At 48.9% G+C, this 14,479-nt stretch carries 14 protein-coding genes; 9 read left to right on the top strand and 5 right to left on the bottom strand.

The features are described from left to right. Positions 1–233: 233 nt before the first annotated feature. From ACE3K2_RS18260 to ACE3K2_RS18245, 4 genes are all read right to left on the bottom strand, one after another. A complete protein-coding gene (locus ACE3K2_RS18260) occupies positions 234–1,886 on the bottom strand; it encodes a methyl-accepting chemotaxis protein (protein ID WP_421893218.1) in 1,653 nt (550 codons plus the stop codon). 26 nt (positions 1,887–1,912) lie between these two features. Continuing rightward, complete coding sequence (locus ACE3K2_RS18255) at positions 1,913–2,926, bottom strand: BMP family lipoprotein (RefSeq protein ID WP_421893215.1); 1,014 nt, start codon at positions 2,924–2,926, stop codon at positions 1,913–1,915. A 333-nt stretch (positions 2,927–3,259) separates the two neighbouring features. Continuing rightward, positions 3,260–4,870, bottom strand: a complete 1,611-nt coding sequence (locus ACE3K2_RS18250; RefSeq protein WP_421893212.1) for a gamma-glutamyltransferase family protein — start codon at positions 4,868–4,870, stop codon at positions 3,260–3,262. 242 nt (positions 4,871–5,112) lie between these two features. Further along, positions 5,113–6,012, bottom strand: a complete 900-nt coding sequence (locus ACE3K2_RS18245) for a glucose 1-dehydrogenase (RefSeq protein WP_421893209.1) — start codon at positions 6,010–6,012, stop codon at positions 5,113–5,115. 155 nt (positions 6,013–6,167) lie between these two features. On the opposite strand from ACE3K2_RS18245, the gene fosB reads away from it, so the two are divergent. Both fosB and ACE3K2_RS18235 read left to right on the top strand, forming a co-directional pair. Continuing rightward, on the top strand, positions 6,168–6,587 hold the full coding sequence (gene fosB, locus ACE3K2_RS18240; protein ID WP_421893206.1) for a metallothiol transferase FosB: 420 nt from the start codon (positions 6,168–6,170) through the stop codon (positions 6,585–6,587). Between the two features lie 134 nt (positions 6,588–6,721). Further along, a complete protein-coding gene (locus ACE3K2_RS18235) occupies positions 6,722–6,916 on the top strand; it encodes a hypothetical protein (RefSeq protein WP_421893204.1) in 195 nt (64 codons plus the stop codon). A 25-nt stretch (positions 6,917–6,941) separates the two neighbouring features. Here ACE3K2_RS18235 and ACE3K2_RS18230 read toward each other — a convergent pair whose 3' ends face one another. Next, entirely contained in the window at positions 6,942–8,192 is a 1,251-nt protein-coding gene (locus ACE3K2_RS18230; protein ID WP_421893201.1) for a helix-turn-helix domain-containing protein, read from the bottom strand. Positions 8,193–8,380: 188 nt separating this feature from the next. On the opposite strand from ACE3K2_RS18230, the gene ACE3K2_RS18225 reads away from it, so the two are divergent. The 7 genes from ACE3K2_RS18225 to ACE3K2_RS18195 all read left to right on the top strand — a co-directional run bounded on the left by ACE3K2_RS18225 (position 8,381) and on the right by ACE3K2_RS18195 (position 14,461). Further along, complete coding sequence (locus ACE3K2_RS18225; RefSeq protein WP_421893198.1) at positions 8,381–8,602, top strand: hypothetical protein; 222 nt, start codon at positions 8,381–8,383, stop codon at positions 8,600–8,602. A 116-nt stretch (positions 8,603–8,718) separates the two neighbouring features. Further along, the gene (locus ACE3K2_RS18220) at positions 8,719–9,726 is read left to right on the top strand and encodes a 3-oxoacyl-[acyl-carrier-protein] synthase III C-terminal domain-containing protein (RefSeq protein WP_421893195.1); all 1,008 of its coding nucleotides are present in this window, start codon (positions 8,719–8,721) and stop codon (positions 9,724–9,726) included. Continuing rightward, positions 9,662–11,056 (top strand): ATP-grasp domain-containing protein, encoded by a 1,395-nt coding sequence (locus ACE3K2_RS18215; protein WP_421893192.1) that lies wholly within the window; start codon positions 9,662–9,664, stop codon positions 11,054–11,056. Before ACE3K2_RS18220 ends, ACE3K2_RS18215 begins: the two co-directional genes overlap by 65 nt. Then, complete coding sequence (gene lysA, locus ACE3K2_RS18210) at positions 11,057–12,346, top strand: diaminopimelate decarboxylase (protein ID WP_421893189.1); 1,290 nt, start codon at positions 11,057–11,059, stop codon at positions 12,344–12,346. A gap of 15 nt (positions 12,347–12,361) precedes the next feature. Further along, the gene (locus tag ACE3K2_RS18205) at positions 12,362–12,622 is read left to right on the top strand and encodes an acyl carrier protein (RefSeq protein ID WP_421893186.1); all 261 of its coding nucleotides are present in this window, start codon (positions 12,362–12,364) and stop codon (positions 12,620–12,622) included. Beyond that, positions 12,622–13,494 (top strand): hypothetical protein, encoded by an 873-nt coding sequence (locus ACE3K2_RS18200; protein WP_421893183.1) that lies wholly within the window; start codon positions 12,622–12,624, stop codon positions 13,492–13,494. Before ACE3K2_RS18205 ends, ACE3K2_RS18200 begins: the two co-directional genes overlap by 1 nt. A gap of 19 nt (positions 13,495–13,513) precedes the next feature. Further along, a complete protein-coding gene (locus ACE3K2_RS18195) occupies positions 13,514–14,461 on the top strand; it encodes a 3-oxoacyl-[acyl-carrier-protein] synthase III C-terminal domain-containing protein (RefSeq protein WP_421893180.1) in 948 nt (315 codons plus the stop codon). The last annotated feature ends 18 nt before the right edge of the window (positions 14,462–14,479 follow it).

Raw genomic sequence — 14,479 nt, 5'->3', positions numbered from 1 at the left:
TGTTTAATTCAATTGATATACTTTCATATCTTTGAAACGAATTTATTTTTTAGATGAAACAACGATTAGCTACTGAAAAGGGGAGCCCTGTCATGATTCAATGACGGAGGCTCCCCTTTATTTGTTTGTATGTTCACGCTGCTGCCTGTTCCTGGCTCGCATATAACCTGCCTATAACCTGCATCTAAACTACATCCGACCTACGTCCGTTCCGAATTCTCCCGGTATCCTGCTTACAGTCGGAATCGAAGTAGTTCCTGATGCATCTCCGCACTGATATCACGCAATGATTTCACCTTGATACTTGCATCAGCGAAGGAACGTTGTTGTTCCGACGTGGAGGCGGTAATCTCTTCACTGCTGGCAGCCGACTGCTCGGTGATGGCACTGATGTTTTCGATGGCCTGTTGCACCTGTGTACTGAGTTCATTGGAATGTTGCATGTCCTTAGCAAGCTGGTGGATACCCGTGCTAATACGCTCCACACTTTCACGAATGGCAGAGAAGGATTCACGAGTCTGGCTGGTGGCTTGTTCCTGTTCGCCGAATAACTGCATGCTCTGCGCTACCGAGTTTTTCACCTTGTCCATGGAGGTTGTGATCTCACCCACAGCCGCATAGATATGTTTGACCGATTGCGCAGATTGTTCGGCGAGTTTGTTGACCTCACCCGCAACAACAGCGAAGCCACGTCCGGCTTCTCCGGCACGAGCAGCCTCTATGGAGGCATTTAACGAGAGCATGGTCGTTTGTTTGGCAATCTCCGATACATATGCAGTCATCGTGGTGATTCGAACCGCGCTTTCTTCCAGTTCCTGTACCGTTTGTTCCACCTCGGACATCGCCAGACGATTCACTTCGGCCAGCCGGAGTTGCTCCGCTACAGCCTTATTGCCTTCCTCAACGGTAGTTAATACTTCACGACCATCGATCACCGATTGGGAAGTGGCCTCCAGATTGTTATTGAAGGTAGACTGCATTTTGTCCACAACGATCACCGTTTCACTCAGATCCTCGGCAATCTTCTGACTGCCGATCGCCAGTTCCTCGGTTGTACGGGATACTTGCTGTACAATCGCTTGAGACGTATCATTCCCACGGTCAATGTCCTGCGCCATCAGATCAACACGATGACCTGCTGCACCGATGGATTGAATAATGCCGCGGATATTATGGGTCATGATACCGAAGGATCGACTCAGGTCATCGAGTTCATCTTTGCCCCGTGCTTCCGGTAATTGTCCGGTCAGGTCACCATCCGCAATTTGTCCCGCGGCGTCTTTGAGTGTACGAATACGCCGGGCGATTTGACGTGAAGTATACATATTGAACAACATGACGGAGACGAGCAATACGATGGCTCCTACCAGAGCGGCTTGCCACGTTTGCTGAATGTCATGTTCCAAATCGACGGTATACTGATCATAACGATCCCGAGTCATCTCATTTAACGAATAGATATCATTCTGTATGCCCCGAACCCGAGTGCTGTAACGTTTTGCTTCCGCACTGTTCATTGCGCTCATCGCTTCGGTGGCTCCCTGGTTGAGAGCTTGTAATTTTGTCTCGATGGACTGTATAAGTTGTAACTGCTGGTCGGTTTCAAGCAATCCGTCCGTGAGCTCCTGAATCATCGTTTGGCCTTCATCCAGCAAGCGGAGTACGGCGTCCTGATTTCCTGCTGTCATGGAGAACGAATAGACATCCAGTGCCTGCTGGGTCTGAATCTGATTGGCATTCAGTTCACTAACCTTGAGCATGGCGGGTACCAGATTTTGATTTTTGGCATTCATACCGAGCAGTTGCATGATGATATAAGCGACCAGCACAAGGCTTAAAAGTAGTGAAATTAGAGCATTAAGTATCAGTTTTCCCTGTAGTTTCATGTGCGTACCTCCTTGTATCCGATGGGTTATTGATCAAGCTTTATTTTGATTTGACCGGAAGAGATCTTTGCTTTCAGATCTTCGAAGGTTTGCTGTTGTTCATCACTGAGCGTGATATTATGTAGAGCAGTCAGACCCACGGCGTTCTCCGCCAGCCCCTCCACGATTTCTTTTTGAGGGAAGGTATGATTGTTTTGAATAAACGTGTTCACGGCGTTATAGATGGAGACATCCACATTTTTCAGCATGGACGTCAGAATGGCTTTTTCCGCCAAAAAGAATTGATCGGTATCTACACCGATGGCGTATTTCCCTAATTTCTGAATCTCCGTTAGTGCGCCCACGCCTGTGAGACCGGCAGCCACATAGATTACATCAGCGCCCTTGTCCTGAATCATCTGTGCAGCGAGTTGTTCACCCAGATCGGCATTACCGAAGTCCCCTGCGTAAATGGCATCAACGGTTGCATCCGGCTTGACAGCCAGAACACCTTGCTTAAAACCCTGTTCAAAATCACGAAGGACCGGTATCTCCATCCCACCAAGGAACCCGACATGATTTTCCGTTGTGGCCATAGCGGCAATAACACCTGCCATATAACTTCCTTCTTCCGCCCGGAATGAAATGGAGGCAATGTTAGGCAGTTCGGATTGACTGTCAATCAACAGGAATTGCTGATCCGGATACTTGGTAGCGATCTTCTCCATGTCGGGCTGTACCGTATCACTCAGACCAATAATCAGGTCGAATTTGGCTGCTGCCAACTCCTCAAATGCAGCTTCAAAAGATCCATTCTCGCCCGGTTCACGATAGTCAAAAACAATGCTTTTCTCATTTCTGGCCTGAACCAGTCCATCAAAAGCAGCATCATTAAAAGAGCGGTCACCCAGACCTACTTCCGTAAGCACAATCCCGACCTTTGTTCTTGTGTCGGTTGCCGTTGTTGTATTATCAGCTGAACATGCCCCCAGGATCAGTACCGTAAGAATCATCATTAAGGTGAGACCTAGACCTGCGCGTCTGTTCTTGTTTGTTTTCATGTGTGGTACCCTCATTTCTATAGTCACTTTTTGCGGATTTCCCTTTATCTATATCGGTCAACAAGGCACTGTGATTTATGGTATGTAGTGAAAATTTACGTAAATATAAAAATATTTCATGAATTATACAATAGTTTTACATTTCTCTGGTTAAAAGGGGAGCTTGAATAACTACAGTCTGTTGTTTGCTGATGTTCAAAGTCTACAAAGGCAAAAAAAAGACACAACAGAGATCACATGAATTATCTCTGTTGTGTCTTCGACATGAACTATCCGATATGAGAAGCGGGTTGTGATATCTGTACTTGTCCTTATAAATGAAATTTCATGAGTTTACCAAGCCGCAATCGAGCCATCCGCTCGGGTTTCCGTACCTCCGCATAATACGCCATTGTCCGGGTTGCGCCAGATGATTTGACCGCGTCCAAACTGGGATGGATCAAGCGCCACTTGAATATCATGTCCCTTGCGGGCGAGTGCCTGTGCAATGTGCTGCGGGAAACCCGCTTCCAGGAGAATCGTTTTGCCCTTCATCCACTGCCAGCGGGGAGAATCTAAGGCAGCCTGCGGGTTCAGATGATAATCGATCGTATTCATGACCACCTGCACATGACCCTGTGGCTGCATGAAACCACCCATGACACCGAATGGTCCAACCGCTTCGCTGCCGCGGGTGAGGAACCCTGGAATGATCGTGTGATACGTCCGTTTACCCGGCTCCAGGGCGTTTGCATGATTCGGGTCCAGTGAGAAATTATGTCCGCGGTTTTGCAGAGCAATGCCTGTCCCCGGAACAACAAGTCCGGAACCAAAGCCCATGTAGTTACTTTGGATAAAGGAGACCATGTTGCCTTCACCATCCGCCGTAGCCAGATAAACCGTTCCACTTGCTCGTGGATCACCTGCCTCGGGTGCACGTGCGGTATCCCCAATGAGTTTGCGCCGTTCTTCCGCGTAGGCCTCGGATAGCAGTTCCTCAACCGATACGCCCATTTTGCGTTCTTCCGTAATGTATTTCTCCCCATCGGCAAAAGCCAGCTTCATGGCTTCGAGCTGCTGATGATACGCCAGAACGGACTCTTTCTCGTCGAATTCGTAACCTTTCAGCAGATTAAGCGCCGCCAGAGCAATTAAGCCTTGTCCATTCGGCGGGATCTCCCATACATCGTATCCACGGTAGGAGACGGAGATGGGATCAACCCACTCGGGCTGGAATGCCGCCAGATCTTCGCGAGTCAGATAACCGCCGTGCTCCGCCATAAAAGAATGAATGCGCTCTGCCAGTTCTCCTTCGTAAAAGTCTCGCGCTTCGCTCTCGCCAATCTGGCGCAAAGTCGCCGCATGATCCGGCGAGCGCCACATCTCTCCAGCTGCGGGAACACGCCCGCCTGGAGCAAATGTCTCAAACCACGCACGCCCTGCCTCCGCATCCCCCTGGCGTGCATAGATCTCGGCTGCCCTTGCCCAGTGGCGGGCCAGCCCAGGCGCAAGCGGGTAACCTTCCTCCGCGTAGCGGATGGCCGGTTCCAGCGCTTCCGCCAGCGTGAGCCGCCCAAAACGGCGGCTCAGCTCAGCCCAACCCGCCGGTGCGCCAGGCACCGTCACCGGCACAACCCCAAGCTTCGGCATCTCCGTATAGCCTGCCGCTTGAAGCGCCTCAATGGATATGCCCTGAGGCGCAGGGCCGCTGGCATTCAGGCCATGCAGTTTGCCCTCGGTCCAGACGAGGGCAAAAGCATCGCCTCCAATGCCATTGGACGTAGGCTCCAGCACGGTGAGTGCTGCCGCAGTTGCAATGGCGGCATCAATGGCATTGCCGCCTTTTTTCAATACATCCAGACCGGCTTGTGCAGCCAGTGGCTGTGACGTGGCGACCATGCCTTGTTTCGCATACACAGGCACGCGGTAAGAGGGATACGGTTGGTAGAGTGGATCGAAGTTCATCAGGTTGTTCAGCTCCTTGTCGCAAGATGTCAGGTTCCGGCTTGACCGGATCAGTTACTCTTAACCCTCTTCGCAACCGGACAACCGATATCCTGCCACACTTGCCAAATCCAACCTGACATCAGCAGCACATCGTTCAGAAATACGCTCCGACCCGACCCGAATAGCTAATCATCTACATGTTTTGTCTTTACCAAGTGGAGTAACATCAATTAGCGATATCACCCACATTTCACACTAGCCTATGTCGTTACCATATCGCCGCCATTGACATGAATGCATTCACCTGTGACGTAGGATGAATCGCGGGAGGCGAGATAGACGTAAGCTGCCGCCAATTCGTATGGCTGACCAGCCCGACCCATGGGCGTCTCCGTTCCAAATACCTGTACATCCTCCGCGGAGAAGCTGGCAGGGATGAGCGGTGTCCAGATGGGGCCAGGGGCAACAGAATTCACGCGAATCCCCTGTGCGGCGAGCGATTGGGCGAGTACCCGAGTCAGTGATACGACAGCTCCTTTGGTGGAGGAATAGTCGATCAGTTGGGTGTTGCCTTTGTATGCCGTAATGGAAGCCGTATTGATGATGGAGGCACCTTTGCACAGATGCGGGAGCGCAGCCTGGATCAGAAAGAAATAAGCGAACACGTTTGTCTGAAAGGTATGGTACAACTGCTCTTCCGTAATATCAACAATGCTTGGCTGCACATACTGCACGCCATGGTTGTTGACCAGAATGTCGATCTTCCCATAGGTCTCCATCGTCGAGCGGATGACGGTTTCACAGTTTTTCTTTAAGCGCAGGTCAATCTCGATTAAGAGACAGCGCTGTCCCAGCTCTTCGATCCGTTCACGAGTCCTTTCCGCATCTGTCCGTTCATATAGATAAGCGATGACGATATCCGCACCTTCCTTGGCAAAAGCTATGGCTGCTGCCCGACCGATTCCGCTATCACCACCCGTAATAATGGCTACTTTGCCTTCGAGTTTGCAGCTGCCGATATATGCAGGATCTTCACTAATCGGTTCAGGAACCATCAGGGTTTCCAGACCGGGTTGCTGGTTCTGATGTTGCGGTGGAAATGCCAGCTTTTGCTCCTTGCACACCGTTTTCTCACCATAAAAAGGATAGACAGGATTCATTCGCTTTACATCCTCCTCGAACGTTCATTGATACGGATAACCTATGCATTCGCCCAGAAGAAGGTGCGAGAGGAGACAGTCAGGCTGTTGTTTTTTGCACAGAATATACCATAATAAGGATAGGTCCTTAAATCAATGGAGGTGTCAGGAGCCACATGAATATTCAGGGAATTAATCATTTGTGCTTTTCCGTATCCAACCTGGAGCGGTCCATTACCTTTTATGAGCAGGCTCTCGGTGCCCGGATTCAGGTGAAAGGACGCAAACTGGCTTATTTTGAACTTGCCGGTCTGTGGATTGCCCTGAATCAGGAGGATGTCATTCGCAACTATACGGAACGAACCTATACCCATATTGCATTTACTGTTACAGAAGAGGAGTTCGACGCGTCTGTGCAGCAGCTGCGAGCTGCTGGAGCGGACATTCTTCCCGGAAGGCCAAGAGATCCGCGGGACGCATTATCTGTATATTTTACCGATCCGGATGGTCATCTGTTTGAACTGCATACAGGTACGATGAAACAACGACTGGATTATTATCGCGAAGACAAGGCTCATATGACCTTTTATACGTGAGTTCATATGCAAATGGAGGTAAATGGTAATTAACGTATTTAAAGTCATTGCAATAATCCGTACAATACATCTTAGGTTCGCCGAAGTGCACGGTATGTTCGGCTGCCAAACCATATGCACAAGGAGAGATGGACGTGGATAATAAAAGATTCAAGCTTCGGATTGTTGCGAGCGGGTTGTCTGTGGCCATTGTCATGTTGTTTTCATTGTATAACGGACATCTTCAAAATTCAGGGGAAGCTCTTAAGTCCCATGTATCCCTGGGCCACTCGTCATATAAGCAAATAACGGTGCACCCGCTTGATCTGAATGATCCTATTCCTGAATAGTTGTTAGGAGAAGATGGGGGCCGTTTTATTTGATATAGGATTTATATTCGTCATAGTTCATCTTCTGTTCTTGTCTGCTAAGCACTAGAAGTTTGTGGCTAATGTCTGCTTCACGATCTGCATGGATTCGTTTAAGCATGTCGTAACTCATTCGAAGGAAGTAATAGCTTTCATTGGTATTGTCTTTCTCATGAAATACAATGCCGAGAAGACGATATAGTTTGGCGCGCAGCATGCCTTCATCTCGTTGATCAAGTAGCTGAAGGGCTTCCTTGATGGCTGTTTCAGCCAGTAAAGGTTGCTGTTCTTCAAGATAGATTTTGCTGATTTCCTCTAATATAGAAGCCTTCTTGTGAGGCAGATTGCGTTGGTCGTAAATATCGGCGCATTCTGACAGCAAGGGAAGGGCTTCTTTTTTTTGTCCCATATGAAGTTGAATGACAGCCAGATTGTGAAGAGCGAGTACATAGGATTTACTATTTGCCTGTTTATATGAATCTACCGATTTCTTGGTCCAGTCATAACTTAAGAGCAAGTGTCCGTCCAATTCAGACATATAATAGGCCTTGCCCAAACCCAGTGTAATTTCGCCATATAACTCCGGTTGCCCGGTCATTTGGGCTTCTTTTTCGGCCTTGAGATAATACTCCAGTCCCTGATCCACGTTACCCAGCCGCAAATGGGTTGTTCCGAGAAAGGTTAACGAATGGATATGTTTATCTTGCAGATGTTTGAGCTTGCTACTGTACGTGTAGGACTGTTCGTAGTATTTTCGGGCAGCGTGAAACAGTTCTGCATGAAATGCAGCTCTTCCCATTTCCAGGTAATAGTCGACAATGTGCTCCCGGTCTCCTGTTCGGGTGACTGTAAAAGCAGCAGTTTCCCCATCATCCAGAGCTTGGCGGTAATCGCCAAGCCTATTGTGGCTTCGCATGATGAGCAGATAGGCTTCCGTTTGATCCAGTGCATCTTCCGTCAGAGTCAGCACTTTGTGAGCCATACGGATACAGGCAGGATCATTCTGCTCAGCATAGTAGGCTTTGGCTTTGTCCAGGACAGCTTCACCGATATCAGTGTCCGTTGTTGCATTTCCTCCCAAGAAGTACTCCATCGGTGTATTGAGTCTTCGAGCGATGATTTTCAACATACGCTGAGAAGGAACGGCTCTGCCTTTTTCGATGAGGCTGATGTAAGAGCGTGTCATATCCTCCCCTGCCAGTTGCTTCTGAGACAGTCCAAGTTGCTCCCGGATTTCCCGAATTTTGGGTCCGATCATGATCATTCACCGTCCCTTGATTTAGTTTGTAATTACGTATTGAAATGTGAGTTGTGTATTGAACGCTTGGAGTTGATATTAGCAAGGGGTAAGGCGTGCGAGAGACCCATTTACCTCCTTTTACAGTTTCATTCCAAATTGGGAGATTATAGAATGATAGTATCCAAGACGAAAGGAGGAATAAATCAATGGTCATTAAAGCGACTCCCATTACATTGGAACAATTGAAGAACAAAGAGTTGGAAGCAGTACAATCCGAAGTGAACGTACTGGGCGAAACACGTGAAGTTAGTGCTCGTGCAGTATCGGCTCGTGCAGTAGCAGCCCGTTCGGCGGCAGCTCGCGCTGTATCGGCTCGCGCAGCAGCAGCTCGTGCGGTATCTGCCCGTGCAGCAGCGGCTCGTGCATAATCCCTTGTATTTACTATGGCATTATGGTTAGTCCAATAGATGAGAGCTTCGGATGAAGCTCTCTCCCTATATTGAGAGTGCTCCGTATGATGGGTATAACGAGGTGTCCTAAACCGATGCATATCAAGCAAATATGGTCATACATTCCCAAGTTCGTCGTTCCTGTCCGGGAGTTGAACGAACATCTGGGGCTCAAACAAGCCCAGACCAAAGTGTTGGAGAAAATCCATGGTCTGAAACAGGTTCCGCAAGACAAAGACGGTGATCTGACGACACTGTTAGGACGTGTGCTTGCCCAGGTGGTAAACAGTCCGACACTTGTTCCATCTTCGATCAAGTATATCATTTATTGCCACACAATTCAGGAAAATTTCCCCTTTCCAATGAAGGTATTGCAAGGGCTAAAGCAGGCTTACAGCATGCAACATGCCATTGCGTTTTCACTGACACAGCAGAACTGTGCTTCAGGTCTGATTGCGCTGGATGTTGCTGCAACATTGCTGGCCTCTTTGGAAGAGGATGATCATATTTTAATCTTAACAGGTGAAAAAACATTCAGTCCGATTGTACAGCTCATCCCCAATACAACCGTTATGGGCGAAGCCGCGGCCGCCATACTGGTTGGTAAATCCGGCCCGGGAAGCAGGATGATGGGGCTTACGAATGTAACCCTTGGACAATTCTGCAACGTGCTGACAGGGGATCCCGGGACGCTCCGGGAATTTCAGGAGATCTACACCCCCCAGCTCTGTGATGTCATTCAGGAGGCAATCGATGGGGCAGGCCTGACGTTGGAGGATATCCGTTATATTGTCCCGCACAATGTGAATCTGTCTTCATGGAAAAAGGTTGCTGCACGATTGTCCTATCCATTGGATCAGGTGTATACATCCAATGTGGGAGAAATCGGGCACTGCTTCTGTTCCGATCCCTATATTAATCTGAAAGAGATTTCAGATCAGGGGCTTTTGCAGAAGAACGACTACTATTTGCTTGTCACGGTTGGGCTGGGAGCAACATTCAGCGTGGCAGTGATGCAGTTCGCAGAAGAACGAGGTGATGAGATTGACCACACTGTTGACCGGGTTTTCGAGAAGGCTGAAGCGGGCGCTTACAGGTCATGATGAAGCTGTATTTATTTATATAAACAATTTTGAGGTCGAAGAATACTGGAATGAGCAGGGGGTACTGAAGTTGCCTTCCCTGAGTGTTGGTTCCGCTGCTGATGTTGTAAACCGGATGGAGGAGCTGGGGATTTTCCTGGCAGGTGAACAGGATGTCGTACTGCTCAAGGAACTGCCGGATTCCGAGTTTATCGCAGATGCACAGGCCATCGGTTTCGGTAGATCACATTTAATTGCTACTGAATATAATGAACCGGTAATGAACATTACAGCTAACATTCTGCATTGTCAGCCTACGCTGGACAGGCTGCGCGAACTGGCAAATAGACAGGATATACAGGCTTATCTGGTTCCCTTCGGAGCTTCGGATCAGGAAGAAGAACTATCCCAACGCACAGGTATTCCCCTTGCCGTACCGTCGGCTGACATTTTCCGCAAAGTCAATGATAAGGGCTACTCCCGAAGGCTTAATGCCGAACTGGGTATCCGTCAGATTCCTGGATGCGAGTGTTACTCTCTGGAGGAACTTTCGTCCGGATTTGAACATATGAAATCCGTGTTGGAACAGGGCGGGCGTATTGTCTTGAAGGATTCGATGGGCGTCTCGGGCAAAGGCATCACCGTTATTGCAGATGAAGCCCGTTTCCACAAATGTATGAAATTACTGGAGAAACAGGCAAGCAAGAATGGGACAAGAGCCGTGAATTATGTGCTCGAACAGTGGATGAACAAGACATGTGATCTGAATTATCAGATTTTGATTCATCGAAGCGGCGAAGTTGAATTTCTTGGTGTGAAGGAATCATTGGTCGAACAGGGCGTTCATCAGGGGCATCTCATGCCACCACACCTTGGTGATTCGCAGATCGCGGTAATTCGGGATGCTGCGTTACAGATAGGTGCTGCGCTCCATCGGGACGGATACTACGGTGTAGCCGGGATCGATGCCATTCTGGATAAGGACGGAAGTGTGTGGCCTAATCTGGAGATTAATGCAAGGTTTAACATGTCGACGTATCAGACCGAGATCCAGAACCGGTGGATTCCTGAGGGGATGTTAGCTTTGGCCAAAAAATATACACTTCGTTTGAATCGCCGCCTGGATTATGCAAAGTTAAGGTCAGCACTAGGTCCTCTGTTATTTGATCCACTGAAGGGCGAGGGGATCCTTATCAACAATTTTGCAACGGTCAATGCGGCTTTCAAAGGTGAAGATCTTGTGTTCTCTGGTCGTCTCTATGGTGTCATTATTGCTCATTCGGCTGAGCAGCTGCGGGCGACGGATGCTGCGGTTGAAGCCAAGCTATCATTCATAAACGAGGTGAAGTAGATGTCTGGAGATTATCACATTCAAGGGCTTGCAATTTCGGCCATCGCTGCACGATTCGGTACACCGTTATACGTCTATGACGCGGAGGTATTAGAGCGAGTATATGAAGAACTTCGTAGCCTGCTGACTCCCAAGGTGGAACTGTTCTACTCATTAAAGGCCAATCCCAATATTTCAATTGTTCACCTGCTTCAGGGGCTTGGAGCACAGGCAGAGGTCTGTTCCATGGCCGAATTACATACCGCACTACAGGCGGGCACGAAGCCGGAGCGTATAATCTTCCTCGGACCAGGCAAGACCGACGCGGAGATAACCGCGTGCGTTCGTCATGGCATCTATGCGATCGTCTGTGAATCGTTTCAGGAGCTTGACCGCATTGAAGCCATTGCAGCGGAAGAGGGACGGATTGTCCCCGTGGCATTGAGAATCAATCCTTCGTTTGCCGTGAAGGGATCACGGCTTACGATGGGTGGCAAACCACGCCAGTTCGGCATGGATGAGGATACTGTGATGCAGGGGCGACAGCAATTGGAACGATGCTCACATGTGAATATTATCGGTCTGCATGTATACATGGGAACCCGTATGCTTGATGTGGAACCTATTGTGGAGAACACACGTCACATTCTGGAACTGGCGGAACGACTGGAGGAGCAACTGGGCATTCAGCTGCAGATGGTGGATGTGGGCGGTGGTCTCGGAGTTCCTTATTACGAGGGGGAGCAGCCATTGTCTGTGAGTGCCCTGACTGCACAATTGAACCCGTTGTTTGAGCAATTCAAGGAGAAGCACCCTGACATCAGACTGTTCATGGAACTGGGAAGGTATCTGGTGGGAACCAGTGGGATGCTGGTCAGTCGAGCCTTATATGTCAAGGAGTCGTATGGAGAGACGTTTGTCGTGACCGATGGGGGTACCAATTGTCATATGGCTGCGGTCGGAATTGGCTCGTATGTGAAGCGCAATTTCCCAATCGCATCGCTGTCACGTTACGGAGAATCCCCGGTTGCAGAGTTTAATGTTACTGGCCCCTTGTGTACTCCGAATGATGTCATTGGCAAAAAAGTAAACCTGCCTCCCGTTGAGCAAGGGGATTTGATTGGTGTATTTCATTCCGGTGCCTACGGTCCTACTGCTTCACCAACCCACTTCCTCAGTCATGGAAGTCCTGCTGAAGTGATGATTAGTGGTGGAGAAGCCCATCTGATTCGGGAAAGGGATACTCCCGAAGATCTACTGGGCAAACAGCGTTTGATCCCTGTTTCACATTCCGCAGTAATTAACAGATGAGGAGAGATGATAATCATGACAGATGCAGTATTGCTTGAAGAAATCAAAGGTGCCCTTGCCGAAGTGCTGAATATGGAAGAGAACCAAGCTGTTACATGGGACACATCCTTATTTGATGAACTTCATCTGGATTCAACGTCTGTTCTGGAACTATTGATGACGTTGGAAGACCGTATTGATGGCCTGGAGATCGACCCAGATGAATTGGAGCCGGATGTATTTAATACCGTGGGTTCACTGGCCGTATATATCGAAAAGCAACTCGTTGCTGCCTGATGGCGGCGCCTGTTACCATCCGGGACATGAAGGTCAGGCTGTTTACGGACAAGCAGCCTCCGTTCGAACATCCGGAGTTGTTAAGATTTCACAATGATTTGTTGGCTGGCTCCCCCGTTGTACCCCGGTTTCATCTGTTGGAGGGTCGTTACAACAATGCCTATCATGATATGAGTGTACTACTGCTCGAAGAGTCGGGGCTGGATCAGATCATGGGAGACGTGGATGTTCTCCTGCTGGCCTATCATTTTCCCAATATTCGACCGGATATATCCATCGTTAACTACCTGATGGACCGTTATCAGGCACGGTTCCTGAGCTTTGCTGTGAACGATATGGGATTTGGGGCACCGTTCGCGGCACTCCACATGCTCCAGCATTATCTGAACAGTGGTAACTACGATCGAGGTATGCTGCTTGTGCTTGATCAGACGTCTCTTCCCTACGAGGCGGAAGGAGTGGGCGAGATTGTAGAACCCGACACGGGAGCTGTACTGGTTCTGGATCGGTTGGCAGAAGGCGGGTCATCCCTTGTTGGTGTGGAAATACAATATGCTGAGAGTTCGATTGCCGAGACAGCAGAATTACTGCTGGACAGGCTTTGCGTGCAGGTATCCGTTAATCTGTCTCAGATCAGGCTTCTTGTTCATCCGTTGTTGGAGCAGGAAGTGTCCGGCACCGAGTGGTTCCATGCTACAGGCTGGCAAGGAAGTTACGATCCTGCCCACTGGAGCGCTGCACCATTCTTTGGTCTGAAGCAACTTCTTGAAGAACGGTGCACAGATGAATACATATGTCTGATGCATCTGGAACCAGATGACAAGTTTATTTATGCACTTCTCATTCATACAGGTGGGTACGAAGAGTTGTAATCGAGAGGAGGGAAACGTGATGGGGCTGGGTATAGTCAATATTGGTGTGTATTTACCTGATCAGATCGAAGAGCCCGAGGTTATCCTCGAATCCTTGGGATTGGGTAAAGGGGAGCTGCAGTTGCTGCGCAAATATCATCGTCTGAACGGTGTTCCCGTTACCCCTCCAGGTCAGCACCTGGATCATTCTATCGTTCGCGCGATCGGACAGCTTGTTGACAGACAACCCTTGCCTGCCATTGACCTTGTGATCTATGCCCATTCTGCACATGTACAAGCACCAGGGGATTATAGGCCCTTGCAGCGGGCTCTGAGTGAATATGGGCTTGAGCATATCCCCTTTTATAGTATTTCACAGATGAATTGTGCGTCCTCGATAGCCGCTCTTCAATGGCTTGAACGAATCTCCCGTACACAGCCTGATATTTGTAATGTTTTATTGGTATGTGCCGATCAGTTTAATTTCATGCCTCCCGACTGGAGATATATTCGAAAGTCTACGATTCTGGGTGACGCGGCTGTTGCCATGCTTCTATCCAGAAATCATGGTCAGCACGTCTTACAGGCAGCGCATGTTCTTCGGGATACGAGGTTTCATACTGGATACTATGCGGAAGTGGAAGAGATGACGTCATTTAACAAGCTGTATGTGGATCATATCATTCGAGGCATGGAAGAGCTGCTGTCAGCAGAGGGCCTGACACTTCATGATGTAGATCATATCTTTCCCCACAATGTGAATTGGACTACTTGGAAGGAATTTTCAAAGCGTACAGGCATGGATCAAAAACAAATTTACCTGGATAATATCCCGCAGATTGGACATACCTTCTCCACGGATGCGTTCATCAATCTAAGCTCCGGGCTAGACAATGAATGGGTGCATAAGGGCGAAAGGTCCGTACTGGTCAGCATTGGGCTGGGCAGTTTTTTTGGTTTTGCGTTAATCGAGCATGGAGATTGTTGATCTTGAGTCAATAGGAGG

Origin of the sequence: Paenibacillus sp. (assembly GCF_048976745.1) — a bacterium.
Lineage (GTDB): Bacteria > Bacillota > Bacilli > Paenibacillales > Paenibacillaceae > Paenibacillus.
The sequence above is the reverse complement of the archived record's forward strand: the minus strand, read 5'-3'. Positions and strand labels throughout refer to the sequence as shown.